This window comes from Streptomyces venezuelae, assembly GCF_008642335.1.
Taxonomy (GTDB): Bacteria; Actinomycetota; Actinomycetes; order Streptomycetales; family Streptomycetaceae; genus Streptomyces; species Streptomyces venezuelae_F.
In genome coordinates this window covers 2,798,872-2,825,589 of the sequence record NZ_CP029191.1, presented here as the reverse complement: position 1 = coordinate 2,825,589, position 26,718 = coordinate 2,798,872, and the positions used below count along the sequence as shown (strand labels likewise).

Annotated in this window: 22 protein-coding genes; 10 read left to right on the top strand and 12 right to left on the bottom strand. The window is 71.1% G+C overall.

Annotation, left to right across the window (positions count from 1 at the left end):
- Positions 1-4: 4 nt before the first annotated feature.
- Positions 5-1,234 carry a helix-turn-helix domain-containing protein gene (locus DEJ49_RS12560; protein ID WP_150184218.1) on the bottom strand — a complete coding sequence of 410 codons (1,230 nt, stop codon included), beginning with the start codon at positions 1,232-1,234 and terminating at the stop codon, positions 5-7.
- A 423-nt stretch (positions 1,235-1,657) separates the two neighbouring features.
- Positions 1,658-1,981: a hypothetical protein gene (locus tag DEJ49_RS36360; RefSeq protein WP_150184217.1), complete on the bottom strand. Its 324-nt coding sequence runs from the start codon at positions 1,979-1,981 to the stop codon at positions 1,658-1,660.
- Positions 1,982-2,445: 464 nt separating this feature from the next.
- Between DEJ49_RS36360 and DEJ49_RS12550 the strand changes: the two genes are divergently transcribed.
- On the top strand, positions 2,446-2,970 hold the full coding sequence (locus DEJ49_RS12550; protein WP_150168192.1) for a universal stress protein: 525 nt from the start codon (positions 2,446-2,448) through the stop codon (positions 2,968-2,970).
- 292 nt (positions 2,971-3,262) lie between these two features.
- On the opposite strand, the gene glmS is transcribed toward DEJ49_RS12550, so the two are convergent.
- The 3 genes from glmS to DEJ49_RS12535 all read right to left on the bottom strand — a co-directional run bounded on the left by glmS (position 3,263) and on the right by DEJ49_RS12535 (position 6,342).
- Positions 3,263-5,080, bottom strand: a complete 1,818-nt coding sequence (gene glmS, locus DEJ49_RS12545; protein WP_150184216.1) for a glutamine--fructose-6-phosphate transaminase (isomerizing) — start codon at positions 5,078-5,080, stop codon at positions 3,263-3,265.
- 10 nt (positions 5,081-5,090) lie between these two features.
- Positions 5,091-5,348 (bottom strand): hypothetical protein, encoded by a 258-nt coding sequence (locus DEJ49_RS12540; RefSeq protein WP_150184215.1) that lies wholly within the window; start codon positions 5,346-5,348, stop codon positions 5,091-5,093.
- Between the two features lie 97 nt (positions 5,349-5,445).
- On the bottom strand, positions 5,446-6,342 hold the full coding sequence (locus DEJ49_RS12535; protein ID WP_150184214.1) for a DUF4429 domain-containing protein: 897 nt from the start codon (positions 6,340-6,342) through the stop codon (positions 5,446-5,448).
- A 133-nt stretch (positions 6,343-6,475) separates the two neighbouring features.
- Between DEJ49_RS12535 and DEJ49_RS12530 the strand changes: the two genes are divergently transcribed.
- Positions 6,476-8,095: a beta-N-acetylhexosaminidase gene (locus DEJ49_RS12530; protein ID WP_150184213.1), complete on the top strand. Its 1,620-nt coding sequence runs from the start codon at positions 6,476-6,478 to the stop codon at positions 8,093-8,095.
- Between the two features lie 24 nt (positions 8,096-8,119).
- Here the strand turns inward: DEJ49_RS12530 and DEJ49_RS12525 are convergent, their stop codons facing one another.
- The 5 genes from DEJ49_RS12525 to DEJ49_RS12505 all read right to left on the bottom strand — a co-directional run bounded on the left by DEJ49_RS12525 (position 8,120) and on the right by DEJ49_RS12505 (position 15,059).
- Complete coding sequence (locus DEJ49_RS12525) at positions 8,120-9,160, bottom strand: ABC transporter substrate-binding protein (RefSeq protein ID WP_150184212.1); 1,041 nt, start codon at positions 9,158-9,160, stop codon at positions 8,120-8,122.
- Between the two features lie 121 nt (positions 9,161-9,281).
- On the bottom strand, positions 9,282-10,436 hold the full coding sequence (locus DEJ49_RS12520; RefSeq protein WP_150168176.1) for an acyl-CoA dehydrogenase family protein: 1,155 nt from the start codon (positions 10,434-10,436) through the stop codon (positions 9,282-9,284).
- 6 nt (positions 10,437-10,442) lie between these two features.
- Positions 10,443-11,396 carry a hydroxymethylglutaryl-CoA lyase gene (locus DEJ49_RS12515; protein ID WP_150188186.1) on the bottom strand — a complete coding sequence of 318 codons (954 nt, stop codon included), beginning with the start codon at positions 11,394-11,396 and terminating at the stop codon, positions 10,443-10,445.
- A gap of 74 nt (positions 11,397-11,470) precedes the next feature.
- Positions 11,471-13,414 (bottom strand): acetyl/propionyl/methylcrotonyl-CoA carboxylase subunit alpha, encoded by a 1,944-nt coding sequence (locus DEJ49_RS12510; protein WP_150184211.1) that lies wholly within the window; start codon positions 13,412-13,414, stop codon positions 11,471-11,473.
- Positions 13,415-13,427: 13 nt separating this feature from the next.
- Complete coding sequence (locus DEJ49_RS12505) at positions 13,428-15,059, bottom strand: carboxyl transferase domain-containing protein (protein WP_150184210.1); 1,632 nt, start codon at positions 15,057-15,059, stop codon at positions 13,428-13,430.
- 87 nt (positions 15,060-15,146) lie between these two features.
- On the opposite strand from DEJ49_RS12505, the gene DEJ49_RS12500 reads away from it, so the two are divergent.
- From DEJ49_RS12500 to DEJ49_RS12485, 4 genes are all read left to right on the top strand, one after another.
- Positions 15,147-15,737, top strand: a complete 591-nt coding sequence (locus DEJ49_RS12500; RefSeq protein ID WP_150184209.1) for a TetR/AcrR family transcriptional regulator — start codon at positions 15,147-15,149, stop codon at positions 15,735-15,737.
- A gap of 94 nt (positions 15,738-15,831) precedes the next feature.
- Entirely contained in the window at positions 15,832-16,989 is a 1,158-nt protein-coding gene (locus DEJ49_RS12495) for an acyl-CoA dehydrogenase family protein (RefSeq protein WP_150168169.1), read from the top strand.
- Positions 16,990-16,999: 10 nt separating this feature from the next.
- Positions 17,000-17,860, top strand: a complete 861-nt coding sequence (locus DEJ49_RS12490) for an acyl-CoA thioesterase (protein WP_150184208.1) — start codon at positions 17,000-17,002, stop codon at positions 17,858-17,860.
- Positions 17,861-17,906: 46 nt separating this feature from the next.
- Positions 17,907-18,890 (top strand): cation diffusion facilitator family transporter, encoded by a 984-nt coding sequence (locus tag DEJ49_RS12485; RefSeq protein WP_150184207.1) that lies wholly within the window; start codon positions 17,907-17,909, stop codon positions 18,888-18,890.
- On the opposite strand, the gene DEJ49_RS12480 is transcribed toward DEJ49_RS12485, so the two are convergent.
- Positions 18,851-19,639 carry a phosphatase gene (locus DEJ49_RS12480; RefSeq protein ID WP_150184206.1) on the bottom strand — a complete coding sequence of 263 codons (789 nt, stop codon included), beginning with the start codon at positions 19,637-19,639 and terminating at the stop codon, positions 18,851-18,853. The two genes, DEJ49_RS12485 and DEJ49_RS12480, sit on opposite strands and share 40 nt — an antisense overlap.
- Positions 19,640-19,738: 99 nt before the next feature.
- Positions 19,739-21,205, bottom strand: a complete 1,467-nt coding sequence (locus DEJ49_RS12475; RefSeq protein WP_150184205.1) for a PucR family transcriptional regulator — start codon at positions 21,203-21,205, stop codon at positions 19,739-19,741.
- Positions 21,206-21,381: 176 nt separating this feature from the next.
- Between DEJ49_RS12475 and DEJ49_RS12470 the strand changes: the two genes are divergently transcribed.
- The 4 genes from DEJ49_RS12470 (at position 21,382) to DEJ49_RS12455 (ending at position 26,652) form a co-directional block, all read left to right on the top strand.
- Positions 21,382-22,863: a sodium:solute symporter gene (locus DEJ49_RS12470; protein ID WP_150184204.1), complete on the top strand. Its 1,482-nt coding sequence runs from the start codon at positions 21,382-21,384 to the stop codon at positions 22,861-22,863.
- A 61-nt stretch (positions 22,864-22,924) separates the two neighbouring features.
- Positions 22,925-23,908 carry an agmatinase gene (speB, locus tag DEJ49_RS12465; protein ID WP_150184203.1) on the top strand — a complete coding sequence of 328 codons (984 nt, stop codon included), beginning with the start codon at positions 22,925-22,927 and terminating at the stop codon, positions 23,906-23,908.
- Positions 23,905-25,593 carry a thiamine pyrophosphate-binding protein gene (locus DEJ49_RS12460; RefSeq protein ID WP_150184202.1) on the top strand — a complete coding sequence of 563 codons (1,689 nt, stop codon included), beginning with the start codon at positions 23,905-23,907 and terminating at the stop codon, positions 25,591-25,593. Before speB ends, DEJ49_RS12460 begins: the two co-directional genes overlap by 4 nt.
- A gap of 120 nt (positions 25,594-25,713) precedes the next feature.
- Positions 25,714-26,652, top strand: a complete 939-nt coding sequence (locus tag DEJ49_RS12455) for a serine hydrolase (RefSeq protein ID WP_150184201.1) — start codon at positions 25,714-25,716, stop codon at positions 26,650-26,652.
- Positions 26,653-26,718 lie beyond the last annotated feature (66 nt).

The following is a 26,718-nucleotide window of genomic DNA, read 5'->3' as shown; positions in this document are numbered from 1 at the left end:
TACCCTACGGCGCGCTCCTCTGGCCGGGCAGAGGAGCACGTCCTGGTGCGTACACGTCCGAGTGCGGCTTGCCGGGATCGGTCGGCACCGAGGTCGAGGGGCCGAGCGCGCTCGCGGCTGCCGTACGCCGTGACTGGGACGGCACCGGTCCCGCCTCCACCAGCGCGGGCATGGCCTGCGCCGTCGCCGGCACGGACTCCAGCGCCCGCTCGCCCTGTGGCCTGCGGGCGCGGTAGGCGGCCCGGTAGGCGGCGGGGGACGAGCCCAGCTGGCGTCGGAAGTGTCCGCGCAGCGCCACCGGCGAGCGGAAGCCGCAGCGGCCCGCGACCTCGTCGACCGAGTAGTCGGAGGTCTCGAGGAGCCGTTGCGCCTGGAGCACCCGCTGGGTGATCAGCCACTGCAGCGGCGCGCTGCCCGTGAGTGAGCGGAACCTGCGGTCGAAGGTCCGCCTGCTCATGTACGCACGCGCGGCCAGCGTCTCCACGTCGAACTGTTCGTGGAGATGCTCCAGCGCCCAGGCGACGACCTCGGCGAGCGGGTCGGCGCCGATCTCCTCGGGTAAAGACCTGTCGAGGTAGCGCTCCTGGCCGCCGGCCCTGCGCGGTGGCACCACGAGCCTGCGGGCGAGCGCGCCCGCCGCCTCGTTGCCGTGGTCCGTGCGCACGATGTGCAGACAGAGATCGATTCCGGCCGCGGTGCCCGCACTCGTCAGGACGTCCCCGTCGTCGACGAAGAGCTCGCGCGGATCCACGTGGACGGACGGATAGCGCTTCGCGAGCGTCGGCGCGTACATCCAGTGGGTGGTCGCCGGGCGCCCGTCGAGCAGTCCGGCCGCGGCGAGCACGAACGCCCCCGTGCAGAGCCCGACGATGCGGGCGCCCTCCTCGTGCGCGCGACGCAGCGCGTCGAGCGCCTCGGGTGGCGGTGGCGATGTGATCGACCGCCAGGCGGGCACGACGACCGTGCCGGCGCGGCCGATCGCCTCCAGGCCCTGTGGTGCGGTGAGTTCAAGGCCGCCGGTGGTCCGCAGCGGACCCTCCTCGCCGGCGCAGACCAGCAGCCGGTAGCGGGGGACACCCGCGTCCTGCCGGTCGATGCCGAAGACGGAGAGCGGTATGGAACTCTCGAAAATTGGTCCGCCGCTGAACAGCAGCACCGCTACGATCTCCCGGCGGCGCCGCCCCGAGAGTTTCCGAGCCGCGGCCTCCGGCGCGGCTGTGGAGTCGTGGCTCATGGTGCTAAACCCCCCTCGGGCTTCGCGGCTCCTTGTTCCTGGCGTGCTTGACGTTTTTGACGTGCTTGACGCGCTTGCCTCGCTTGTCGCTCCTGCACGTTTCCCCTCGGTCCTCCACCAGTCCCCCGCCGTAATACAGTCAAGATCGAATCTACTGCGTCCCGTGCTGCCGGGGTGACCAGTTCATCACTCGGCAGATTGTCGACATGGCAACTTGGCGTGAAGCATTCGATCACGAAGCGTTGCACTCGCGCGGCTTGCTGGGAAGTGCGCCTCCGCTCCATGGCCGGTCCCCGTAGGGTGCAGGCGGCCTGAGCGCGGCTTTCAGCCCTGGTCGGAAGGGGGTTGAGGGGGCGTTCGGCCAAGAAATCGACGGTCCCCGGAAGTTGGCTGAAAACCTACGGGATCGTGTGTGTGAATTGGTCAGTCCAACGGTGCACCATCGGCACTCTGACGGGTGCCCCTGTGCGCCCCCACGCCCGTCCTGTGGTGCCTCCCGCGGTGCCCTCTGTTCTGTTCTGCAAGCAGTCGCGCGGCGCCCCGCTCCGACTGCCGCAGGAGTACCCGGCACACCCCGGTGACGGCCACGAGCCCGAGAGCGGCGCCGGTCGCGCCGGCCAGCGAGCCCCCGTACCCGACAAGGACGACGGGGACCAGGACGCAGCTGAACGCGGCCCAGCGGACCACGTCGCTCACCGAGTCCTGCGGAGGCGCGGCCGACGGCTCGTGGGTGCGAGGGGCGGGCACCGCGGAGGGCCGGCGGTCCGGTGTGCCTTGCTCGGGTGAAGACTCGGGTGAAGAAGGGAAGCGGGTGGAGGGTGGGGACGCGGTCGAAGGTCCAGGCACGGCGTGCTCCCTGTGGCATATGGCGTAGGACGGTCCAGCGCTGTCCAACGCGGGGCACGTCGGCGAGTCACTGCGGGAGGCTCCGGGTGGCGCCGGACGGGTGGGCAAAACGCCTGTAGGAGGCAGCAACCATTGCCATACGGGCGCGGCTCATGCATGCTCCGGTGAACGCCGGGAGGCCCTGTGGGGCCAGGGACGGGCTCCGAGCGGGGCTCTTCGCAGGCTCTGGGCAGAGGAGGAGTGTCGCCGTACCCTTGGGGGTATGGGGTTGGGAAGATGATTCCCGGACGACCTTCCAGGTCCTGAACGTTGTATCACCTGATAAAGCCGACCCTCCCACAGAGGACTCCTTCGCCGAGACACCCATGGCCGGTCACGAATTCTCCGAACCCGCGGACCGCAAACGGCAGGTCGCCGATCCCACGGCGACCCCCCGAGCGGCGGAAGAACCGCGTCACTCCTGCGATCCCGCCTTCCTGCACGGTGTCGTCGTCGGCTTCGACGGCTCGACCTCCAGTGAGCGGGCCCTCGCCTATGCGATCGGAATGGCCCACCGCTCCGGCTCGGGCCTGATCATCGTTCACGTCGCCAACCGGCTGCCCACCACGGTGTGGGCGGGCTGCGAGCCCCCGGTCTTCGTCGACGTACCCGATCACCGTACGGAAGTGCTCGGACTCGAGCTGGCCTGCGCGGAGTACCTGTCCGAGGTGCCGTGGATCCTCGTCGAGCGCGGCGGCGACATCTGCCACGAGCTGGAGGAGGTCGGCCGCGAATACAGCGCGGACGCGATCGTCGTCGGCTCCACGCACGGCATCGTGGGGCGCATTTTCGGCTCGGTCGCGGGCCGTCTCGCGCGCCGTGCGCAGCGCCCCGTCGTCGTCATTCCGTAACGCCCTTCCACGCCCAGGAAGTTGGGGCGCGTGAGGCTCAACTCGCCTTGTGTAGTGCTTTTGTGGACAGATAAATCTACTCGCGCGTAGAGGTGGTTCGCGGCCCCGGGAAGGGTACATAAGGGTCACAACGGCGTCTCGGACCGGCGGGTGACGGCCACCGGACGAGGCGAGCGCGGGTCGGGGTAATGGGCGACCCCGGCCCTTCGGGAACGACCCCCTGTGTGCTGGTGGCACGCACAGGGGGTCGTTCACATGTGGAGGGTGTGTGCGTATCGGATGTGCGCGCCGGCTACTCCACCGTCACGGACTTCGCGAGGTTGCGCGGCTTGTCGATGTCCCGGCCGAGCGCCAGCGCCGTGTGGTAGGCGAGCAGCTGGAGCGGGATGCCCATCAGGATCGGGTCCAGCTCGTTCTCGTTCTTCGGGACGAGGATGGTCTGGTCGGCCTTCTCCTGCTCCTGGTGCGCGACCGCGAGGATCTTGCCGCTGCGGGCCTTGATCTCCTCCAGGGCGGCGCGGTTCTTCTCCAGCAGGTCGTCGTCCGGGACGATCGCGACCGTCGGCAGGGCGGGCTCGATGAGGGCGAGCGGGCCGTGCTTCAGCTCGGACGCGGGGTAGGCCTCGGCGTGGATGTACGAGACCTCCTTGAGCTTCAGCGAGGCCTCGCGGGCGACGGGGTAGCCGCGCACGCGCCCGATGAAGAGCATGGAGCGGGCCTCCGCGTACTGCTTGGCGATCTTCTTGATCTCGTCCTCCTGCTTGAGGATCTCCGAGATCTGTCCCGGCAGCTTGCGCAGGCCCTCGATGATCCGCTTGCCGTCGGAGACCGACAGATCACGGATGCGGCCCAGGTGCAGGGCGAGCAGGCCGAAGGCGACCGTGGTGTTGGTGAAGCACTTGGTCGAGACGACGCAGACCTCCGGGCCCGCGTGGACGTACACCCCCGCGTCCGCCTCGCGGGCGATCGCCGAGCCGACGACGTTCACGACGCCGAGGACGCGGGCGCCCTTGCGCTTGAGCTCCTGGACGGCGGCGAGGACGTCGTACGTCTCGCCGGACTGGGAGACCGCGATGTAGAGGGTGTCGGGGTCCACGACCGGGTTGCGGTAGCGGAACTCGGACGCGGGCTCCGCGTCGGCGGGGATACGGGCCAGCTCCTCGATCATCTGGGCGCCGATCATGCCCGCGTGGTACGAGGTGCCGCAGCCGAGGATCTTGACGCGGCGCACCTTGCGGGCGTCGTGCGCGTCGAGGTTGAGGCCGCCGAGGTGCACGGTGGAGAAGCGGTCGTCGATGCGGCCGCGCAGGACGCGGTCGACCGCGTCGGGCTGCTCGAAGATCTCCTTGTGCATGTACGTGTCGTGGCCGCCCATGTCGTACGACTCGGCCTCCCACTCCACGGTGGTCGGCGACGCGGTCGTGCGCGAGCCCTCGGTCGTGTAGGTGCGGTAGTCGTCGGCCTTGATGGTGGCCATCTCGCCGTCGTCGAGGGTGACGACCTGGCGGGTGTGCGAGACCAGCGCGGCGACGTCCGAGGCGACGAACATCTCCTTCTCGCCGATGCCGAGGACGACGGGCGAGCCGTTGCGGGCGACGACGATGCGGTCGTTGAAGTCGGCGTGCAGCACGGCGATGCCGTACGTGCCCTCGACGTGCCGCAGGGCCTCGCGGACCTTCTCCTCGAGCTTGTCGGCCTGCGAGCGGGCGATGAGGTGGGTCAGGACCTCGGTGTCGGTCTCGGAGAGGAACTCGACGCCGTCGGCGGTGAGCTTGGCGCGCAGCTCGGAGGCGTTGTCGATGATGCCGTTGTGGACGACGGCGACCTTGTTGTCGCCCGACATGTGCGGGTGGGCGTTCTCGTCGGAGGGGGCGCCGTGGGTGGCCCAGCGGGTGTGGGCGATGCCGGTGGTGCCCTTGAAACGGGCGGGCACCTTGGCCTCCAGGTCGCGCACGCGGCCCTTCGCCTTGACCATCTTCAGGCCCGATGCCTTGGGACTGGTGATGACGACGCCCGCGGAGTCGTAGCCGCGGTACTCCAGGCGCTGGAGGCCTTCGAGGAGGAGCGGGGCGACGTCACGCTTGCCGATGTATCCGACGATTCCGCACATAAAGGGTGTCCTAGCCGTAGACGATGCGGCGCAGCTGCCTGAGGGTGAGCTCGGGTGGCGCGACCGCGCGGTATTCGAGTTCCGCCGAGATCTGTTGGAAGATCGCCGCGTTCAGCAGGCCCTGACCCTGCAGCTCGCGGTGGCGGCGACGGACGAACTGTTCGGTCGTCTCGTCGAAGTAGGCGAGCACGTCCTGGACGACCCGCAGCGCTTCGCCCCGCTGGAGCGGGGTGCTGCGGGTGAGGTGATCCACCAGGTCGTCGTGCATTCGTTGATCCTGGGGTATCGGACATCTCTTCGCAAGAATCCTGCCCGGAATCGGGCAGGGGCGTGTCGAACGGGCCATTCCGTGGCGCGATCGGCGCTCACATGCGGCGCAGGACCGCCTGCTTGGCCGTCGTGAACTCCTCGTCCGTGAGGATCCCGGCCTGGTGCAGCTCGCCCAGCTCCCGCAGGCGGCGCAGGAGCGCGTCGTGGTCGTCGGCGGTGGCTTGCGGCGCTCCGGCCGGCGAGCCTTCGGCGGGCGGGCCCGCGAGCGTCTTCGGGGCGGGCTCGGCGGGGGCGGCGGGGTGCGGCAGGCGTGCCTGGACGGCGGCCGCCACCAGCGCCATCAGCGGGTCCTTCTTGAAGCCCCACAGCTCGACGGCGTTCGGGTCGTACTTCGGCGGGGCCTTGGTCGGCGCGTTCCGCACGGTGAACCGCAGGTGGCCGTTCTCCAGACCGACCGCGGGGTGCCACTCCACGGCCTCGACGTCGGCGAGCGCCAGCGACCGCGTGCCCGCCGCCGTCTTCGCGTCCTCCGTCTTCCAGTTCCACTCCAGGCGGACCGTCTCCCCGTCGAAGCTCGCCGTGCCGTCCCCCGCGGAGACGGACAGCGGCACGGAAGGGCCCGTCAGGAGGTACGCGTCGCAGGGCGTCGTCGGCACCTGTTCGAGCAGATGGGCGTTGCGCACCTCGTCGACCAGATACTCCGCCACCCCGTACCGGTCGGGCTCGACCGTCAGTTGGTACGGGTCCGAGGCGTCCGGCAGCTTGCCGCCCGTCGCCTGGAGCAGCGGGTCCGAGCCGTCGCGCAGCCGCAGCCGCAGCCGCCCCGACTTCTTGCCGTGTTCGAAGGCGATGCCCGCCAACGCGGCAAGCGGGACCGTGAGTTCGCCCAGTGCCTTGCGCAGCAAAGACACGTTCTTGTCGTGGCCCGGCACGAGGCGCAGCGTTTCTCCGTCGAAGGTCCAGGTCCCGTCGCGCTGGATGATTTCCGCCATACGAGGATTCTCGCACCGAGCCCTTGGACAGATGGTCTACACCCCTTGACCCCTTGTGGGGCCTGGGTGCCAATGGGAACCGTTCGATTGCGATGCACCACAGACCACACCGGCCCGTCGAAGGGACCCGCTTGTGAGATCGCACGGAAGAACGACACGCATCCTCGGTTCACTCCTGCTCGTGGCGGCAGCCGGAATCTCCTCCTTCGCCGCGGCACCCGCCCCGGGAGCGGCGAGAGCCCCCGCCACCACACCGCTCGGCCAGGTCGTGCCCGCGCCCCTGGCCGCCGAACCGGGCGGTCCCGGCTACGAGATCACCGCCAAGACCCGCATCCGCGTCGGCAAGGGCAACGCCGAGGAGCGCCGCGTCGCCGAGTACCTCGCCGCGGTCCTTCGCCCCTCCACCGGCTACCGGCTCCCCGTCACCAGCGACAAGGGATCCGACGGCATCCGGCTGCGCATCAGCGCCGACCCGGCGAACAAGGTGCTCGGCGACGAGGGGTACCGCGTCATCTCCGCCCGCGGCTCCCTCACCATCACCTCCTGGAGCGGCGCAGGCCTCTTCCACGGCGTACAGACCGTGCGGCAGCACCTGCCCGCCGCCGTGGAGAAGAGGACGAAACAGCGCGGTCCTTGGCGGATCGCGGGCGGCACCGTCAAGGACACGCCGCGCTACGGCTACCGCTCCACGATGCTCGACGTCTCACGGCACTTCTTCACCGTCGACCAGGTCAAGCGCTACATCGACCAGGCCGCCCTCTACAAGATGAACAAGCTGCACCTGCACCTCAGCGACGACCAGGGCTGGCGCATCGCCATCGACTCCTGGCCGCGCCTCGCGGCGTACGGCGGCTCCACGCAGGTCGGCGGCGGCAAGGGCGGCTACTACACGAAGGCGCAGTACAAGGAGATCATCGACTACGCCGCGTCGCGGTACCTGGAAGTCGTCCCCGAGATAGACATGCCGGGCCACACCAACGCGGCCCTCGCCTCGTACGCCGAACTCAACTGCAACGGCGTCGCCCCGCCGCTCTACACCGGCACCGAGGTCGGCTTCAGCTCGCTGTGCGTCAAGAAGGACGTCACCTACGACTTTGTGGACGACGTGATCCGTGAGCTCGCCGCGATGACGCCCGGCAAGTACCTCCACATCGGCGGCGACGAGGCGCACTCCACCAGCCATGAGGACTTCGTCGCCTTCATGGACAAGGTGCAGCCGATCGTCGCCAAGTACGGCAAGACGGTGATGGGCTGGCACCAGCTGGCCGGCGCCCACCCGGCCGAGGGCGCCGTCGCACAGTACTGGGGCTACGACAGGACCGGCGCCGCCGAGCGCGAGCAGGTCGTGAACGCCGCGAAGAACGGCACCAAGCTGCTTCTCTCGCCGGCCGACCGCGCCTACATCGACCACAAGTACACGAAGGACACCCCGCTCGGCCTCTCGTGGGCGGGCTATGTCGAGGTGCAGCGCTCCTACGACTGGGACCCGGCCACCTACCTCCAGGGCGCGCCCGAGGACGCGGTCATCGGCGTCGAGGCGCCGCTGTGGACGGAGACCCTGTCGACGTCCGCGCACCTGGACTACATGGCGTTCCCGCGGCTGCCCGGCATCGCCGAGCTCGGCTGGTCGCCCGCGGCCACGCACGACTGGGACACGTACAAGGTGCGGCTCGCCGCGCAGGCGCCGCGCTGGGACGCGCTGGGCATCGGCTACTACGCGTCGCCGCAGGTGCCCTGGCCCGCGGGCACCTGACCCGACCTCGGCGGGCGATGGTCGTTACTTGAGCTTCTTCGCTTTCTCGATCGCGTCCGCCAGGTCCTCCAGGATCGGCGCGCACTTGTCGTACGAGAAGATCGGCTCCGCGATGCGCGGGATGACCTGCCCGGCCTTGACCGCGGGCAGCTTCTTCCAGGTCGGCTTGGAGATGTCGGCCGGCTGGATCGCCGAGGTGCGGTTGTCCATCATGATGACGTCCGCCTGGTACTTGTCGACGTTCTCCCAGCTCAGGTTCTCGAACCAGCCGCCGGACTCCTTCTTGGCCGCCTCGGACGGCTCGACGAGGTTCACGCCGAGGGCCTTGAAGTACTCCAGGTCGACGGAGAGGTTGGAGCCGGAGACGTAGAACAGGTCCTGGCTCGCGGAGCCGACGAGGACCTTGATGTCCTTGTGCGCCTTGGCGACCTTGCGCAGCCGCTCGGACGCGTCCTCGAAGCGCTTCTTCGCCTTGAGGACCTTGTCGGACTTCACGTCCGCGCCGAGCGACTCGGCGAGCGCCTGGATGCGCTGCAGCGGGTGCGTGAGCTGGCGGTCGTAGACACTGACGCCGACGCTCGGGGCGAGCTTGAGGATCTTGTCCTTGCTCTCCTCGGGGACGTACCAGAGCGTGCCCTTGTCGTCGAACATCGTGGAGATGAGCACGTCCGGGGCGAGGCCCGCGTACTTCTCGATGTTGAACTGGCCCCACGCGTTGCCGATGACCGTCAGCTTGCTGACGTCCATGTCGCCGGCCTGGACGTCGGCCTTGCCGTCCTTGGTCGTCGTCGGGCCGAAGACGCCCTTGACCTCGATGCCGTAGTCGAACAGGGCCGCGGCGACACCCGTGAACGCCACGATGTTCTTCGGCGTCGCGTCGCGCTTCACGGTCTGGCCGCGGTCGTCCTTGAAGCTCCAGGGGCCGGTCTTGCCGCCGCCCCCGGTCTTGCCCGACCCGTCCTTCTTCTCGGTGCCGCAGGCCGCGAGGGTGGCGGTGAGGCCGAGGGCGCCGCCGGCGGCGAGGATGCCTCGGCGGGACGGCTGGGGGAGGCGGACCTGGCGCATGTGGGTCTCTGCTTTCGTGACGTACGCGGCGGGGCCGCTGGCCGGAATTAGAGCTTAGGTTAACCTAAGCTAACTCCCGGTCCTGCGGCCCCTCGCGGTACGACGCGCGAGCAGCTCGCGGTCAGCTCGCGAAGCCCAGCTCCCGGGCGATCAGCATGCGCTGCACCTCGCTCGTCCCCTCGCCGATCTCCAGGATCTTCGAGTCCCGCCACATGCGGGCCACGGGGTACTCGTTCATGAAGCCGTACCCGCCGTGGATCTGCGTGGCCTCGCGGGCGTTGTCCACCGCGACCGTCGACGAGTAGAGCTTGGCGATCGCCGCCTGCTTCTTGAAGGGCTCTCCCGCGACCAGCCGCGACGCCGCGTCGTACCAGCCCACGCGCGCCATGTGCGCCCGCGTCTCCATGTCGGCGATCTTGAACTGGATGGCCTGGTTCGCGCCGATCGGCCGGCCGAAGGCGTGCCGCTCGCGCGCGTACTTCACCGACTCGTCCACACACCCTTGGGCGAGACCGGTGGCCAGCGCGGAGATCGCGATCCGGCCCTCGTCGAGGATGCGCAGGAACTGGGCGTACCCCCGGCCCTCCTCGCCGAGGAGGTTCGCCGCCGGGACGCGGACGTCCGAGAAGGACAGCTCGCGGGTGTCCGAGGCGTTCCACCCCACCTTCGAGTAGGGCGCGGCGACCGTGAACCCGGGCGTGCCGGACGGCACGATGATCGAGGAGATCAGCGGGCGCCCGTCGTCCTTGCGGCCGGTGACGGCGGTGACGGTGACCAGGCCGGTGATGTCCGTGCCGGAGTTGGTGATGAAGCACTTCGAGCCATTGATCACCCACTCGTCGCCGTCGCGCACCGCCGTCGTGCGCGTCCCGCCCGCGTCCGAGCCGCCGTCCGGCTCGGTCAGCCCGAACGCGCCGAGGACCTCGCCCGCGCACAGCCGCGGCAGCCACTCCCGCTTCTGCTCCTCCGTGCCGAAGAGGTGCAGCGGCATCGCGCCGAGGGAGACGCCCGCCTCCAGGGTGATCGCCACGGACGAGTCGACGCGCGCGAGCTCCTCCAGGGCGATGCCCAGCGCGAAGTAGTCACCGCCCATCCCGCCGTACTCCTCCGGGAAGGGCAGGCCGAACAGGCCCATGCGGCCCATCTCGCGGACGATCTCGTACGGGAACTCGTGGCGCTCGTAGAAGTCGCCGATCTTGGGAGCGACGACGTCGTGCGCGAAGGCCTCGACCGTGCGGCGCAGTTCCTCGTGCTCGGGGCTCAGACGGTGGTCCATCGTTGTTCACTGCTCCTGGGGGGCTGCGGTCGGCTCTTCGTGGGAGCGGGCCGTGAGGGCGCGGACGGTGCGGGACGGGCTGGGTCGGCCCAACTGGTCGGCCATCCAGGCGCTGGTGGCGCTGAGACGGACGAGGTCGACCCCGGTGTCGATGCCGAGGCCGTGGAGCATCCAGACGAGATCTTCGGTGGCGAGGTTGCCGGTGGCGCTCTTCGCGTACGGACATCCGCCGAGGCCGCCCGCGGAGGCGTCCACCGTCGTCACGCCGTGCTGCAGCGCGGCGAGGGTGTTGGTGAGCGCCTGGCCGTACGTGTCGTGGAAGTGGACGCCGATGCGCTCGGTCGGCACCTGCACCGCGTTGAGCGCGGCGAGCATCGCCGAGACGTGGCCGGGCGTGGCCACGCCGATCGTGTCGCCGAGGCTCAGCTCGTCGCAGCCCATGTCGAGCAGGGCGCGGCAGACGCGGACGACCTTGGAGATCGGCACGGCGCCCTCCCAGGGGTCGCCGAAGCACATCGACAGATAGCCGCGCACGTGCACGCCCTGCTCCCGCGCGCGGGCGACCACCGGCGCGAACATCGCGAGCGCCTCGTCCACCGTGCGGTTGAGGTTGGCGCGGGCGAACGACTCGGTGGCGCTGGCGAAGACGCCGACGCGGTGCGCGCCGAGGGCGAGGGCGCGGTCGAGGCCGCGTTCGTTCGGCACGAGGACCGGCAGGTGGACGCCCTGGAGGTCGCCGAGGAGCGGGAAGAGGTCCTCGGCGTCGGCCAGTTGGGGCACCCACTTGGGGTGCACGAAGCTGGTCGCCTCGACGGTGGTGAGGCCCGCGTCGGCGAGGCGGTGGATGAACTCCGCCTTGAGCTCCGTGGGGACGACCGTCTTCTCGTTCTGCAGGCCGTCGCGGGCGCCCACTTCGTGGATGCGGACGCGGGTGGGCAGGCCGCGGGTCGGCACGACCATGGGGAGCGGTGCGGACGCGAGCTCCAGCGGCTCGTCCCCCGCGGTGCCGGGCGCGGCGTTCGGCTCGGTGCTGGTCATGCCTGCTCCTCCTCGGGGGTGACGACGGCGAGGACCTGGTCCATGGCGACGGTCGTGCCCGGGGTGACGTCGAGCTCGGTGACGGTGCCGGCGTGCGGGGCGGAGATGACGTGCTCCATCTTCATCGCCTCGACGACGAGCAGGCTCTGGCCCGCGGCCACCGTGTCGCCGGGGGAGACCTTCACGACGGTGACGGTGCCGGGCATGGGGGCGGTGAGCGCGTCCGCCCCGGCGTGCGCGGCGCCGGTGAGGGAGGCGGCGACCGGGTCGTGGTCCTGGACGTGCCACGCGTCGCCGTCCCGGCCCAGCCAGTCGCCCGCGCGGCGGAAGGTGTGCAGGGTGCCGTCGACGGTGACGCGCACGCGGTCGGCGGTGACGGTGTGGCCGGTGCCGCGCAGGCGGTGGGAGACCGGTTCGAGTCCCGAGGCCTTCAGCCAGTGCGTGACCGGCGCCGGGGTGCCGCCGAGCCGCCAGCCGCTCGGCACGGAGAACGGGTCGGTCCAGCCGTCGCCGCCGCCCGCGGGCTTGAGGGCGTCCTCGCGGACCGCGGCCGCCGCCTCGTACACCTCGTCGGGCACGCCCTCCGGGACGAGCCCGTCCGCGTCGCGCTCCACCAGACCCGTGTCCAGGTCGCCCGCGACGACCGCCGGGTGCGCGAGGAGGCGGCGCAGGAAGCCCGCGTTCGTCGGCACGCCGAGGGTGACCGTGTCCGCGAGGGCGGCGCGCAGCTTGCGCAGGGCCGTCGCGCGGTCCGGGCCGTACGCGATGACCTTCGACAGCATCGGGTCGTAGAGGCTGCCGACCTCCGTGCCCTCGCTCAGGCCGGAGTCGGTGCGCACGCCGTCGCCCTGCGGCTCGTGCAGCGCCAGGACCGTGCCGCCGGAGGGCAGGAAGCCGCGGGACGGGTCCTCGGCGCAGATGCGGGCCTCCACCGCGTGCCCGGTGAGGGCGATGTCGTCCTGGGCGAACGGCAGCGGCTCGCCCGCCGCCACGCGCAGCTGCCACTCGACGAGGTCGAGGCCGGTGATGAGCTCCGTGACGGGGTGCTCCACCTGGAGGCGGGTGTTCATCTCCATGAAGTAGTACGACGACGGGTCGCCGCCGGGGACGATGAACTCGACCGTGCCCGCGCCCGCGTACCCGCAGGAGCGGGCCGCCTGGACCGCGGCTTCTCCCATCGCCGCGCGCGTGGCCTCGTCGAGCAGGACGCTCGGCGCCTCCTCGATGATCTTCTGGTGGCGGCGCTGGAGGGAGCACTCGCGCTCGCCGAGGTGCACCACGTTGCCGTGGCCGTCCGCGAGGACCTGGATCTCGATGTGCCGGGGGCGGTCGACCCACCGCTCCACGAGCAGCGTGTCGTCGCCGAAGGAGGCGCGGGCCTCACGCCGGGCCGCCGCGATCTCGTCGGCGATGAGCGCCTCGTCGCGGACCAGGCGCATGCCCTTGCCGCCGCCGCCCGCGCTCGGCTTGAGCAGCACCGGGGTGCCGATCTCGCGTGCCGCGTCGGCCAGTTGGGCGTCCGTCAGGCCGCTGCCGGACGAGCCGGGGACGACCGGCACGCCGGCCGCCTGCACGGTCGCCTTGGCGCGGATCTTGTCGCCCATGAGGGAGATGGCGGCGGCGGGCGGGCCGATGAAGGTGAGGCCCGCATCCGCGCAGGCCTGCGCGAACTCCGCGTTCTCCGCCAGGAATCCGTACCCCGGATGGACCGCCTGGGCGCCGGACTTCGCCGCCGCCTCCAGGATGCGGTCCACGCGCAGATAGCTCTCGGTGGCGGCCGCGGGGCCGATCCGCACCGCCGTGTCGGCCTCGCGCACGTGCCGGGCGTCCGCGTCCGCGTCGCTGAAGACGGCGACCGAGCGGACGCCCATCTCCCGCAGCGTACGGATGACGCGGACCGCGATCTCGCCCCGGTTGGCGACCAGAACCGTGTCGAACATCGTCATTCGTTCCTCACATCCGGAAGACGCCGAAGCCGGGCGCCGAGTCGTCCCTCTGGGGGAGCGGTGCGCCCGCGCACGCGGTCAGGGCAAGACCCAGCACCTGCCGGGTCTCCATGGGATCGATCACGCCGTCGTCCCAGAGGCGGGCCGTGGCGTAGTACGCGTTCCCCTGCTCCTCGTACTGCGCGCGGATCGGGTCCTTGAAGGTCTCCTCGTCCTCGGCGCTCCACTGCTCGCCGCGGGCCTCCAGCTGGTCGCGCTTGACCGTGGCGAGGACGGAGGCGGCCTGCTCGCCGCCCATCACGGAGATCTTGGCGTTGGGCCACATCCACAGGAAGCGGGGGCTGTAGGCCCGGCCGCACATCGAGTAGTTGCCCGCGCCGTACGAACCGCCGACGACGACCGTCAGCTTCGGCACGCGCGTGGAGGCCACGGCCGTCACCATCTTCGCGCCGTGCTTGGCGATGCCGCCCGCCTCATAGTCCCGCCCGACCATGAAGCCGGAGATGTTCTGCAGGAAGACCAGGGGGATGCCGCGCTGGTCGCAGAGCTCGATGAAGTGGGCGCCCTTCTGGGCGGACTCGGAGAACAGGATGCCGTTGTTCGCGATGATGCCGACGGGGTGACCGTGGATGTGGGCGAAGCCGGTGACCAGCGTCGTGCCGTACTCCGACTTGAACTCGGCGAAGCGCGAGCCGTCGACCACGCGCGCGATGACCTCCCGCACGTCGTACGGGGTGCGGGAGTCCGTGGGCACCGCGCCGTACAACCCCATCGGGTCGACCTTCGGCTCTTCGGCGGCCCGCACCGGCCAGGGCAGCGGGGCGCGCTCGGGGAGGGTCGAGACGATCGTGCGGACGATGCGCAGGGCGTGCGCGTCGTCCTCGGCGAGGTGGTCGGTGACGCCGGAGGTGCGCGAGTGGACCTCGCCGCCGCCCAGCTCCTCGGCCGTGACGACCTCGCCGGTGGCGGCCTTCACCAGGGGCGGGCCGCCGAGGAAGATCGTGCCCTGCTCGCGCACGATCACCGCCTCGTCGCTCATCGCCGGCACATACGCCCCGCCGGCCGTGCAGGAGCCGAGGACGGCGGCGATCTGCGGGATGGCGGCGGCCGACATCCGCGCCTGGTTGTAGAAGATCCGCCCGAAGTGCTCGCGGTCGGGGAAGACCTCGTCCTGCATCGGCAGGAAGGCGCCGCCCGAGTCGACCAGGTAGAGACACGGGAGGCGGTTCTCCAGGGCCACCTCCTGGGCGCGCAGGTGCTTCTTCACCGTCATGGGGTAGTACGTGCCGCCCTTGACCGTGGCGTCATTGGCGACGATCACGCACTCGCGGCCCGAGACACGGCCGATGCCGGCGATGACACCGGCCGCGGGGGCACCCCCGCCGTACAGCCCGTCCGCCGCGAGCGGGGCCAGCTCCAGGAAAGGCGAGCCGGGGTCGAGGAGCGTGTCCACCCGGTCGCGGGGCAGCAGCTTGCCGCGCGCCACATGGCGGGCCCGCGCCCGCTCCCCACCGCCGAGCGCGGCCGCCGCGAGCTTGGACCGCAGCTCGTCGACGAGGGCGGTGTGCGCCGCCTCGTTCGCCCGCCATGCCTCGGACGCGGGATCAGCCGCGCTCGTCAGCACTGGTGCCTGCCGCATCAGTCGAGCCCCCTTGCTCGGTTAATGACCGTTAACCCGTTTCCTTCAGGTTAACGAGCGCTAACCGCCCTGTCTAGAATCAATTCCATGGCCACGAGAACCGACGCCCCCACCCGGCGCGAGCAGATCCTCAAGGAGGCCGCCCGGCTCTTCGCCGAGCGTGGCTTCCACGGAGTCGGAGTCGACGAGATAGGAGCCGCCGTCGGCATCAGCGGGCCCGGTCTCTACCGGCACTTCGCGGGCAAGGACGCGATGCTCGCCGAGCTGCTCGTCGGCATCAGCGGGCAGCTCCTGACGGGCGGCAAGCACTGCGTGGCCGACGTGGGCGGATCACCCGAACGGGTTCTCGACGCGCTCATCCAGGGGCACATCGACTTCGCGCTCGACGACCGCTCCCTGATCACGCTGCACGACCGCGAGCTGGACCGCCTGCGGGACAGCGACCGCAAGCTGGTCCGCCAGCTCCAGCGGCAGTACGTGGAGATCTGGGTCGACGTCGTCCGCAAGGTCTACCCGGACCTCGCCGAGAACACGGCGCGCGTGGCCGTGCACGCGGTCTTCGGGCTGCTGAACTCGACGCCGCACCTGAGCCGCCGCGACATGCTGCCCAGCCGGGCGGCCATGGCGGAACTCCTGCACCGCCTGGCCCGGGGGGCCTTCGCGGCCGCCGCCGAGTGACCCGTATCTCTGGACGCTCTGGTGACTGCCGGGTAACCTTCCTCTGAGCAAGCGCTTAGTCGATGTAGGCAGATGCAGGCAGAGGGAGTTCTCCGTGCGCCGTACCGTTTTCAATGAGGACCACGAGGCGTTCCGGGAGACCCTGCGCGCCTTCATCGAGGCCGAGGTCGTCCCCGTCCACGACGAGTGGTTCGCCGCGGGTCAGGTGCCGCGCGAGTTCTACTACAAGCTCGCCGAGCTCGGCCTCTTCGGCATCAACGTCCCCGAGGAGTTCGGCGGCGCCGGCCTGGACACCCACAAGTTCGAGGCCATCCAGTACGAGGAGACCGCCCGCGCGGGCGTCACCTTCGGCGGCTCCGGCGTGCACGTGCTGCTCGCCCTGCCCTACATCAAGGCGCTCGCCACCGACGAGCAGAAGAAGCGCTACCTGGAGAAGTTCGTCTCCGCCGAGGAGATGTGGGCCCTCGCGATGACCGAGCCGGGCACCGGCTCCGACCTCGCGGGCATGAAGAGCACGGCCAAGCTCTCCGAGGACGGCACCCACTACGTCCTCAACGGCTCCAAGACCTTCATCACCGGCGGCGTCCACGCCGACCGCGTGATCGTCTGTGCCCGGACCTCCGCCCCCACCGCCGAGGACCGCCGTTACGGCATCTCCCTCTTCGCCGTCGACACCAAGTCCGAGGGCTACTCCATCGGCCGCAAGCTCGACAAGCTCGGCCTGAAGACCTCCGACACCGCCGAGCTCGCGTTCGTCGACGTCAAGGTGCCCGTCGAGGACCTTCTCGGCGAGGAGAACAAGGGCTTCTACTACCTCGGGAGCAACCTGCCCTCCGAGCGCTGGGGCATCGCCTACGGAGCGTACGCACAGGCCAAGGCCGCCGTCCGGTTCGCCAAGGAGTACGTCCAGGACCGCACGGTCTTCGGCAAGACGGTCGCCTCCTTCCAGAACACCAAGTTCGAACTGGCCGCCTGCCAGGCCGAGGTGGACGCCGCCGAGGCCGTCGCCGACCGCGCCCTCGAAGCCCTGGACGCGGGCGAGCTGACCGCCGCCGAGGCCGCCTCCGCGAAGCTCTTCAACACCGAGGTCGCGCACCGTGTCATCGACCGGTGCCTCCAGCTGCACGGCGGCTACGGCTTCATGAACGAGTACCCCATCGCCCGCCTGTACGCGGACAACCGCGTCAACCGCATCTACGGCGGCACCAGCGAGGTCATGAAGATGATCATCGCGAAGAACATGGGCCTGTAGAACTGCCTTCATGAACCAGGCACTTGAGGGCCTCCTCGATCTGCTCGACCTGGAGCAGATCGAGGAGGACATCTTCCGGGGCGTGAGCCGCCCGTCCATCGTGCCCCGCGTCTTCGGCGGGCAGGTCGCCGCGCAGGCACTCGTCGCCGCCGGACGCACCGTCCCCGACGATCGCCCCGCCCACTCCCTGCACGCGTACTTCCTGCGCGCCGGGGACCCGGGCGCGCCCATCGTGTACACGGTCGACCGCATCAGGGACGGCCGCTCCTTCACCACGCGCCGCGTCGTCGCCGTCCAGCACGGGCACCCGATCTTCCACCTCTCCGCGTCCTTCCAGACGTACGAGGAGGGCCTGGAGCACCAGACCGGCATGCCGGAAGCACCCGACCCGGAGACGCTGCCCACCGCCGCCGAGATGCTGCCGCGCCACCTGCCCGCGCGCGTCGCCGAACGGCTGGTGGAGGCCCGCGCCGCCGTCGACCTGCGCTACGCGGACGTACCGCCCTGGGGCACCGTCGGGCAGCCCCGCGAACCGCGCTCCCAGGTGTGGTTCCGCGCCAACGGCAAGCTGGCCGACGACTCCCTGCTCCACGTCTGCCTCGCCACGTACGTCTCCGACATGACGCTCCTCGACTCCGTGCTGCTCGCGCACGGCAGGGGCGGCTGGGCCGTCGGCGACGTGGTCGGCGCCTCCCTCGACCACGCCATGTGGTTCCACCGGCCCTTCCGCGCGGACGAGTGGCTCCTCTACGACCAGGAGTCGCCGTCGTCCTCCGGCGGGCGCGGGCTCGGCCAGGCGCGGATCTGGACGCAGGACGGGCGGCTCGCGGTGACGGTCATCCAGGAGGGTGTGGTCCGGGTCCCGCGGTGAGGCCCGGCGTTCGCGTCTCCCGCTGATCGGACATACCGTCCGATACATGAGTGAGCAACCTTCGGAGGCGGGCGGCGAGCACGGCGGCGAGAGCACGTTCACCGTCATCGTCGCCGCCGTCGCCAACCTCGGGATCGCGCTGGCCAAGGCCGTCGCGGGCGTCATCAGCGGCTCCAGCGCCATGCTCTCCGAAGCGGCGCACTCCGTCGCCGACACCGTCACCGAGCTGATGCTGCTCGTCTCCCTGAAGGCGAGCGACAAGCCCGCCGACGAGGAGCACCCCCTCGGCTACGGAGGCGCTCGCTACATCTGGGCGCTCCTCGCCTCCGTCGCCACGTTCGTCGGCGGCGGCGTCTTCGCCGTCTACGACGGCATCCACACCCTCACCCACGGCGAGGACCCCGGCGACCCCCTCATCTCGTACATCGTGCTCGGCATCGCCTTCCTCCTGGAGGGCTACTCGCTGCGCACCGGCCTCAAGCAGGCGCGCGGCGAGGCCGACCGCTTCGGAGTCCACATCAAGCGCTATCTGCGCCACACCCCCGACACCGCGGTCAAGGCCGTCGTGATGGAGGACTCCGCCGCCCTGGTCGGCCTCGTGCTCGCCGCGGCGGGCCTCCTCGGCGGGCAGCTCACCGGGTCCGGCGTGTGGGACGGCATCGCCTCGCTCTGCATCGGCGTGCTCCTCGTGTACGTCGCCTGGGTCCTCGGGCACGCCAACTCCGAGCTCCTCATCGGGCGCCCGCTGCCGCCGGAGATGCGGGCGGCGGTCCGCGCCGAACTCCTCGCCGACCCGCACGTGGTGGACGTACTGGAGCTGACCACGCTCCTCCAGGGCCCCAAGGAGGCCCTGGTCGCCGCGAAGGTCGACTTCCGGGACGTGTCCAGCGCGGCGGACATCGAGCGGGCCTGCGACCGGATGGCACTCCGCATCCAGGCGCGCTTCCCCGCGGTCCGCAGGGTCTACCTGGACCCGACCCCGGGCCCCGCTCAGGCGCCGGGTGTCAGCCCCGCCGCGTCGAGCAGGTAGGCCGTCATCGGGTCGTAGTGGCGCGGGCTCGTCACGTGGTCGTCCAGCGGGACCGTCACCTGTACGGTGCCCTCGGCCTCGCCGATGAACAGCGCGGGATCGTTGCAGTCCGCGTAGCCGACGGAGTCCAGGCCGCGCTGGCCCGCGCGGCCCGCCCAGCCGTGGTCGGCGACGACGAGGTCCGGCTGCGGCCGTCCCTCGCGCTCCAGGCCGTCCAGGATCGCGTTCATCGGCTCCGGCGAGTGCGTGTGCCACAGCGTCGCGCCACGCTCCAGCATCGCGACGTCCGCGAACTGGAAGACCATGCCCTCGTCGGCGGTCAGGCCCTCGGGGATCACGACGATCTCGCAGCCCGCGGCGCGCAGGGCGGAGGCCGTCGCGCGGTGCACGTCGAGCAGGCCGCCGGGGTGGCCGGTGGCGAAAAGCACCCTCTCCTTGCCGGCGGCCGCCTTCCGCAGGCGTGCGGCCATCCGTTCCAGGGCGTCGACGGTCAGCTCCGGGTCGATCGTGTCCTGGCCGTACCGGTGCTCCGGGTCGTCGATGACGCCGCAGCGCTCGGCCATCACCGCGAGGACGTCCTGCTCGTCCGTCCAGCGGTCGCCGAGCTCGAGCCCCAGCCAGTAGTGGCGGTCGCCGTTCGCGAGCTTCCTGTAGTGGCTGAGGTTGTTGTCGCGGGGCGTGGCGACGTCGCCCGCGATGCGGGTGCGGACGAGGTGATCGACGAGCGCGGCGCGGCTGGGTATCGGCATGCCTCCCATTCTGCGGGACGAGTGCTCTGCGCGGGGGCCCGTGCGGGTGCGTTGTGGCTGATCGCGCAGTTCCCCGCGCCCCTTCAGCTGCGCCTTCTCCTAGGTGATCGTCCGGCCCAGGGCGAACCAGAGTTCCATGCGGACGTCCGGGTCGTTCAGGTCCGTGCCCAGGAGGGACGCGCAGCGGGTGATGCGTTGGCGGACCGTGTTGCGGTGGATTCCCAGGGCCACCGCCGTGCGGTCCCAACTGCCGTGCAGGGAGAGCCAGGTGCGGAGGGTGGACAGCAGGGTCTCGTTGTCCGACAGCGGGGACAGGAGCACGCACGCGTGGGCGTCCGCCTCCTCAGGGGCGATCAGGTCGGCGACTTTGTTGGCGTGCTGGCGGACCAGGGGCGTGCGGGTGGCCTCCGCGCGGCGCAACGCGCGGGCCGCCTGTGCGTCCGCTGCCGCCAGGCCCGCCACCGTGGCCGGCGCGGACGCGCCCAGGGTCCAGCCCTCCAGGGGGGTGATGTCGCGGTCGGCGGGGAGGAGGAGGCGTACCGGGTCCTCGGTGGGGTCGAACAGCGCCGTGCCCAGCGCCGTGGCCAGCGCGGATGCCGACAGGGGGGTCGTGGTGCGGTCTTCGTGCGCGTGCACCACCCTCCACGTGTCGGTGCCGAGGAGCGCGCCCACCGTGTCGGCCGGGGCCCCCAGGAGCAGGCGGACCAGGGCCGCCGAGCGCGCCGCCTCCGACGTGCTCTGGTGTTCGCCCGTCAGGAGCGAGAGCAGTACCACCGCCGCCCCCGCGATCGTGTGGTCGCCCGGCTCGCGGCGGTCCGTGGCGACCCCGAGCGCGAAGCCACGCCCGCCGCCCAGCGCGTACGCGGCCAGGTGCGTGGCGCCCGCCGTGTCGGCCGCGGAGGCCGGGGTGGCGGGCGCGGCGCGGCGCACCACACCCGTCAGGTCGCGGAGCGCGTCACGTGCCGTCTCCCGTGTGCCGCCCGCCGACTGCAGCTCCGTGCCGTCCGGGCCGTAGAGGACGGCCAGGCCGCCGAGCCGCGACGCCAGCTGGCGCAGGACCGCCGGGACCGGGTCCGTCCGCGCCGCCGCCGTGGCGAGGCCCTGCTGCGCCTCCGTGACCCGGCGCAGCTCCGCGTGGCGCGCCTCGGCCATCAGCTGCCAGACGGCGCGGGCGACGCCGCTGAACGTGGTCCGCCGGGGGACCTCGACGAGGGGCAGGCCGTAGCGGTCGCAGGCCGCCACCAGGGCGCGCGGCACCGTGTCGTGCACGGGCGCCACGCCGAAGCCGAGGGCCGCGCCGCCCGCCGCGACGATGCGGGCCACATAGGCGTCGAGCGAGCCTCCCGCGCCCGTCGGGTCCGTGATGTGCACGCCCGCCGTGAGGAGCAGCTCGCCGCCCAGGAGGTACGGGTACGGGTCCGCCATCTCCGAGGTGTGCACCCACTGCACGGCCGTGCCCGCCGCCCGCGCGTCGGGCCCGGCGAGCTGCCGCAGGCCCAGATCCTCGCGGGCGAGGAGCGCGGCGAGCGGCACGGGCGGGGTGGGGGGCGCCGTGGGGTCGGCCATATGGGCATTCCATCCGTACAGAGCGCGGAAAGTAGAGGAAACGTACACTTCAGCGTTGCTTTCCGGCCACCTAAGGTCGTGCCGACCGGAGGCCGCGGGTACGGGCGGATGTCCCCGCGGCCGGTCCTCACCCCATCTGCACGACACGCCACCGAGGTGCGCGAAGGAGGCCCCCCATGGCCGTCGACTACACAGTGATCGTCGTCTATCTCGCCGGGATGCTGGCGATGGGCTGGTGGGGCATGCGCCGCGCCAAGTCCAAGAGCGAGTTCCTCGTCGCGGGGCGTCGCCTCGGGCCCTGGATGTACTCCGGGACCATGGCCGCCATCGTCCTCGGCGGCGCCTCGACCATCGGCGGTGTCGGGCTCGGCTATCAGTACGGGCTCTCCGGCGCCTGGATGGTCTTCACCATCGGCCTGGGGCTCCTCGCGCTGAGCGTGTTCTTCTCGGCCCGCATCGCGCGCCTGAAGGTCTACACCGTCTCCGAGATGCTCGACCTGCGCTACGGCGGGCGCGCGGGCGTCATCTCCGGAGTCGTCATGTGGGCGTACACGCTGATGCTCGCGGTCACCTCGACCATCGCGTACGCCACGATCTTCGACGTCCTCTTCGACCTGAACCGCACCGTGGCGATCATCATCGGCGGCTCGATCGTCGTCGCGTACTCGACGCTCGGCGGCATGTGGTCCATCACGCTCACCGACATGGTGCAGTTCGTGGTGAAGACCATCGGTGTGCTGCTGCTCCTGCTGCCCATCGCGGTCGTCAAGGCCGGTGGTTTCAGTGAGATGAAGGCCAAGCTGCCGACCGAGTACTTCGACCCGCTCGGTGTCGGCGGCGAGACGATCTTCACGTATGTGCTGATCTATACGTTCGGCATGCTCATCGGGCAGGACATCTGGCAGCGCGTCTTCACGGCCCGCAGCGACAAGGTCGCCCGCTACGGAGGCACCGTCGCCGGTACGTACTGCCTGGTGTACGCGATCGCGGGCGCCGTCATCGGCACCGCCGCCAAGGTCATGTACCCGAAGCTGCCGAGCGCCGACGCGGCCTTCGCGACCATCGTCAAGGACGAGCTGCCCATGGGCGTGCGCGGCCTCGTCCTCGCCGCGGCGCTCGCCGCCGTGATGTCGACGTCCTCCGGCGCCCTCATCGCCTGCGCCACCGTCGCCAACAACGACATCTGGTCGCGGCTGCGCGGCGCGGTGGGGAGGTCGGACGCTGGTCAGGAGCACGACGAGGTCAAGGGCAACCGGGCCTTCATCCTCGTCATGGGCGTCGCCGTGATCGTCATCGCCATCGCGCTCAACGACGTCGTCGAGGCCCTGACCGTCGCGTACAACCTGCTCGTCGGCGGCCTGCTGGTGCCGATCCTCGGCGGACTGCTCTGGCGGCGCGGGACGGCGGCGGGCGCGCTCGCGGCGGTCGTCGCGGGCGGCCTCTCCGTGATCGGCCTGATGTGGTGGTACGGGATCCTCGCCAACGAGCCCGTCTACTACGGTCTGCTGACCTCGCTCGCCGTGTACGCCGTCGTCTCCCTCGCCACGAAGCCGACCGACGCGCGGGTCCTCGCGGCCTGGCGCGAGCGGCTCGCCGGGCGCGGCGCCGGGCCCGACGCGGAACAGCCCGTGGCCGAACCGGCCCCCACACCTCAGTAAAGTCGGAAAGCGCTCACAAAGCGCATCGAAGCGTGCAGACGCGCACAAAGAAAGGCACTCCATGAGCAGCAACGAGACGCCCCGCGGCCCCGTCGACTCCTCCCGCATCCCGCGCTACGCGGGCCCGGCGACGTACGCCCGGCTGCCCCGCCTCGACGAGGTCGGCGGCAAGACGGACATCGCGGTCGTCGGCGTGCCGTTCGACACCGGCGTCTCGTACCGCCCCGGCGCCCGCTTCGGCGGCAACGCGATCCGCGAGGCCTCCCGCCTCCTGCGCCCCTACAACCCGGCGCAGGACGCCTCGCCGTTCGCGCTCGCCCAGGTCGCGGACGCCGGTGACATAGCGGCGAACCCGTTCAACATCAACGAGGCCGTGGAGACCATCGAGGCCGCCGCCGACGACCTCCTCGGCTCCGGCGCCCGCATGATGACCCTCGGCGGCGACCACACCATCGCGCTGCCGCTGCTCCGCTCGGTCGCCAAGAAGCACGGCCCGGTCGCGCTGCTCCACTTCGACGCGCACCTGGACACCTGGGACACGTACTTCGGCGCCGAGTACACCCACGGCACGCCGTTCCGCCGCGCCGTCGAGGAGGGCATCCTCGACACCGAGGCGCTCTCCCACGTCGGCACGCGCGGCCCGCTGTACGGCAAGAAGGACCTCACCGACGACGAGAAGATGGGCTTCGGCATCGTCACCTCCGCGGACATCTACCGCCGCGGCGCCGACGAGGTCGCCGACCAGCTCCGCCAGCGCATCGGCGACCGCCCCCTCTACATCTCCATCGACATCGACTGCCTCGACCCGGCCCACGCGCCCGGCACCGGCACCCCCGAGGCCGGCGGCATGACCTCCCGCGAGCTCCTGGAGATCCTGCGCGGCCTCGCCTCCTGCAACCTCGTCTCCGCCGACGTCGTCGAGGTCGCCCCGGCCTACGACCACGCGGAGATCACGGCCGTCGCCGCGTCGCACACGGCGTACGAACTGACGACGATCATGAGCAGGCAGATCGCGGAGGCGCGCGGGACGGTGAGCGAGCGGTGAGCCACGACCACGACATCGTCCTGCGCCCCACCGCCGCGCAGACCGAGGCCGCCCTGAACCCGCCCGCCGGGCGCAACGGCGGCGACCTCGTCATGGAGACCCTCGCCGGACTCGGCGCGACCACCGTCTTCGGCCTGCCCGGCCAGCACGCGCTCGGCATGTTCGACGCGCTGCGGCGCTCCCCGCTCTCGTACGTCGGGTTCCGCGTCGAGAACAACACCGGCTTCGCGGCGGACGCGTACGGCCGCATCACCGGCGAGGTCGCCCCGCTGCTCCTCTCCACCGGGCCCGGCGCGCTCACCTCGCTCGCCGCGCTCCAGGAGGCGGCCGCGGGCTCCTCTCCGGTCCTCGCCATCGGCAGCCAGGTCCCGGTGGCCGGGCTCGGCGGCGGCCGCCACGGCTATCTGCACGAACTCCGCGACCAGCAGGCCTCGTTCAGGGACGTCGTGAAGTCCGTGCACACGGTCCGCACGGCCTCGCAGATCCCGTCCGCCGTCGCCGCGGCCTGGGAGTCCGCGCTCACCGCGCCGCACGGCCCGGTCTGGGTGGAGATCCCGCAGGACGTGCTGCTCGCCGAGACGACGCTGCCCGTCGTCACCGCGATGGACGCGACGCCCGAGGAGGTCGTGCCGCGCCCCGAGCTGACCGCGGTCGCCGCCGACCTCCTTTCCCGCGCCGAGCGTCCCGCGATCATCGCGGGCGGCGGTGTCGTGCGCTCGGACGCCTCCGGCAAGCTGCGCACGCTCGCCGAACTTCTGAACGCCCCCGTCGTCACGACCTTCGGCGGCAAGGGCGCCTTCCCGTGGGAGCACCCGCTCTCGCTCCAGTCCTGGCTGGAGGACCGCCACACCACGGACTTCCTCGAGGACGCGGACGTCCTGCTCGTCGTCGGCTCCGGCCTCGGCGAACTCTCCTCGAACTACCACACGTTCGCGCCCCGCGGCCGGGTGATCCAGATCGAGGCGGACGCCGGGAAGCTGGAGTCCAACCACCCGGCACTCGGCATCCACGCGGACGCGCGGACCGCGCTCTCGGCGCTCCTGGAGACCATCGAGGAGCCGCGGGAGGACCCGTCGGCCCCGGAGCGCGTGTCGGCCGTCCTCGCGAAGGTCCGCGAGCGCATCGCCGCCCAGGACCTCACCCTGGAGCAGCAGGTTCTCGCCGCCGTCCGCGAGGCGCTGCCGGACGCGTCACCGTCCTTCTGGGACATGACGATCCTCGCGTACTGGGCGTGGTCCGCGTTCGACGCGCGGCGCCCCAACACGATGCACTCGGCGCAGGGCGCGGGCGGCCTCGGCTACGGCTTCCCCGCCGCCCTCGGCGCGGCCGTCGCGGACCCCTCCCGGCCGGTGCTCGCCGTCTCGGGCGACGGCGGCGCGATGTACTCGATCGCGGAGCTGGCGACGGCCCGGCAGTACGGGTTGAACGTGACCTGGCTGATCGTCGACGACGGCGGCTACGGCATCCTGCGCGAGTACATGTCCGACGCGTTCGGCGAGGCGACGGCCACGGAGCTGGCGCGGCCGGACTTCGTGAGGCTGGCGGAGTCCTTCGGGGTGCCGGGCGTGCTGTCGTCGCCGGAGACGCTCCGGGACGACCTCGCGAAGGCGCTGGCCGAGCCGGGCCCTTCGGTCGTGGTGCTTCCGGCGCTGCTGCGGATGTTCGCGCCCACGCATCTGGGCTGACGGAAGCACCAGCGCAGATTTTCATATAAAACAGTGCAACCATTCACCGGTACCGGTGAGTCATGCGGGGTGAGTGCGCCGGGGGCGCACTCGTTTCGCACACAGGGGATGGGAAGCTCCATGACTCACCGGACATCCGGTATATCCAGGCGTGCCCGCGTGCTCTCGGCGGGACTCGCCGCCGGGGTGCTCGTGCCGCTCGGCGCGGTCGCGACCGCCGCGCCCGCCGTCGCCGCGCCCGCGCCGCAGGTCACCTGCACCTCCGCACAGGCCGGCCTCGCCGCCAAGCTCAAGAAGGACATCACGGCGGCGCTCAAGAACCGCAAGGGCACGGTCGCGGTCGGCCTCTACGACCGCACCACGAAGACGACCTGCACCCTGCGCGGGTCCACCTCGTTCGACTCCGCGAGCGTCGTCAAGGCGACCGTCCTCGCGGCGCTCCTGTGGGACGCGAAGAAGACCGATCGGAAGCTGTCCGAGCGCGAGTCGGACCTCGCGTACGCCATGATCACCAAGTCGGACAACGACGCGACCAGCAAGCTCTGGCGGCAGCTCGGCACGGGGAAGATCAACGCGTTCCTCAAGGCCGCGAAGATGACGAAGACCGTGCCCGGGTCCGGCGGCTACTGGGGCCTGACCCGCATCAACGTCACCGACGAGCAGAAGCTCCTCGCACTGATCACCGCCAAGAACTCCGTCCTGAGCGACAACGCGCGCGCCTACATCCTCAAGCTGATGGGCAAGGTCGTCTCCTCCCAGCGCTGGGGCACGCCCGCGGGTACGCCTTCCGGCGTCTCCATCCACGTCAAGAACGGCTGGCTGCAGCGGTCGACGCACGGGTGGCGTGTGCACAGCATCGGCGCGTTCAAGGGTGGCGGCCACGACTACACGATCTCCGTGCTCACGCACGGGAACAGCACGATGAACTATGGCGTCGCCACGATTCAGGGGGTGGCCAAGGCCATCCACAAGGATCTGACGCCCCGCGCCGCGTCGGTGAACCGGTACACCCCGACCGACACGCCTCGCGAGGCGTTTGTCGCGGTGCCCGGCGCCTGAGCTGCCCGTGCGGCTGCGGCTCCGTCGTGGCTTGTCGCGCAGTTCCCCGCGCCCCTTAGGGGGCGC

Bases quoted from the DNA above. Each gene is read 5' to 3' on its own strand.
- DEJ49_RS12480 (WP_150184206.1), bottom strand. From the start codon at position 19,639: ATGCCGATACCCAGCCGCGCCGCGCTCGTCGATCACCTCGTCCGCACC.
- DEJ49_RS12455 (WP_150184201.1), top strand. From the start codon at position 25,714: ATGACTCACCGGACATCCGGTATATCCAGGCGTGCCCGCGTGCTCTCG.
- glmS (WP_150184216.1), bottom strand. From the start codon at position 5,080: ATGTGCGGAATCGTCGGATACATCGGCAAGCGTGACGTCGCCCCGCTC.
- DEJ49_RS12505 (WP_150184210.1), bottom strand. From the start codon at position 15,059: ATGCGGCAGGCACCAGTGCTGACGAGCGCGGCTGATCCCGCGTCCGAG.
- DEJ49_RS12535 (WP_150184214.1), bottom strand. From the start codon at position 6,342: ATGGCGGAAATCATCCAGCGCGACGGGACCTGGACCTTCGACGGAGAA.
- DEJ49_RS12540 (WP_150184215.1), bottom strand. From the start codon at position 5,348: ATGCACGACGACCTGGTGGATCACCTCACCCGCAGCACCCCGCTCCAG.
- DEJ49_RS12485 (WP_150184207.1), top strand. From the start codon at position 17,907: ATGAGTGAGCAACCTTCGGAGGCGGGCGGCGAGCACGGCGGCGAGAGC.
- DEJ49_RS12525 (WP_150184212.1), bottom strand. From the start codon at position 9,160: ATGCGCCAGGTCCGCCTCCCCCAGCCGTCCCGCCGAGGCATCCTCGCC.
- DEJ49_RS12500 (WP_150184209.1), top strand. From the start codon at position 15,147: ATGGCCACGAGAACCGACGCCCCCACCCGGCGCGAGCAGATCCTCAAG.
- DEJ49_RS12475 (WP_150184205.1), bottom strand. From the start codon at position 21,205: ATGGCCGACCCCACGGCGCCCCCCACCCCGCCCGTGCCGCTCGCCGCG.
- DEJ49_RS12510 (WP_150184211.1), bottom strand. From the start codon at position 13,414: ATGTTCGACACGGTTCTGGTCGCCAACCGGGGCGAGATCGCGGTCCGC.
- DEJ49_RS12490 (WP_150184208.1), top strand. From the start codon at position 17,000: ATGAACCAGGCACTTGAGGGCCTCCTCGATCTGCTCGACCTGGAGCAG.
- DEJ49_RS12515 (WP_150188186.1), bottom strand. From the start codon at position 11,396: ATGGTCGTGCCGACCCGCGGCCTGCCCACCCGCGTCCGCATCCACGAA.
- DEJ49_RS12470 (WP_150184204.1), top strand. From the start codon at position 21,382: ATGGCCGTCGACTACACAGTGATCGTCGTCTATCTCGCCGGGATGCTG.
- DEJ49_RS12560 (WP_150184218.1), bottom strand. From the start codon at position 1,234: ATGAGCCACGACTCCACAGCCGCGCCGGAGGCCGCGGCTCGGAAACTC.
- speB (WP_150184203.1), top strand. From the start codon at position 22,925: ATGAGCAGCAACGAGACGCCCCGCGGCCCCGTCGACTCCTCCCGCATC.
- DEJ49_RS12520 (WP_150168176.1), bottom strand. From the start codon at position 10,436: ATGGACCACCGTCTGAGCCCCGAGCACGAGGAACTGCGCCGCACGGTC.
- DEJ49_RS12550 (WP_150168192.1), top strand. From the start codon at position 2,446: ATGGCCGGTCACGAATTCTCCGAACCCGCGGACCGCAAACGGCAGGTC.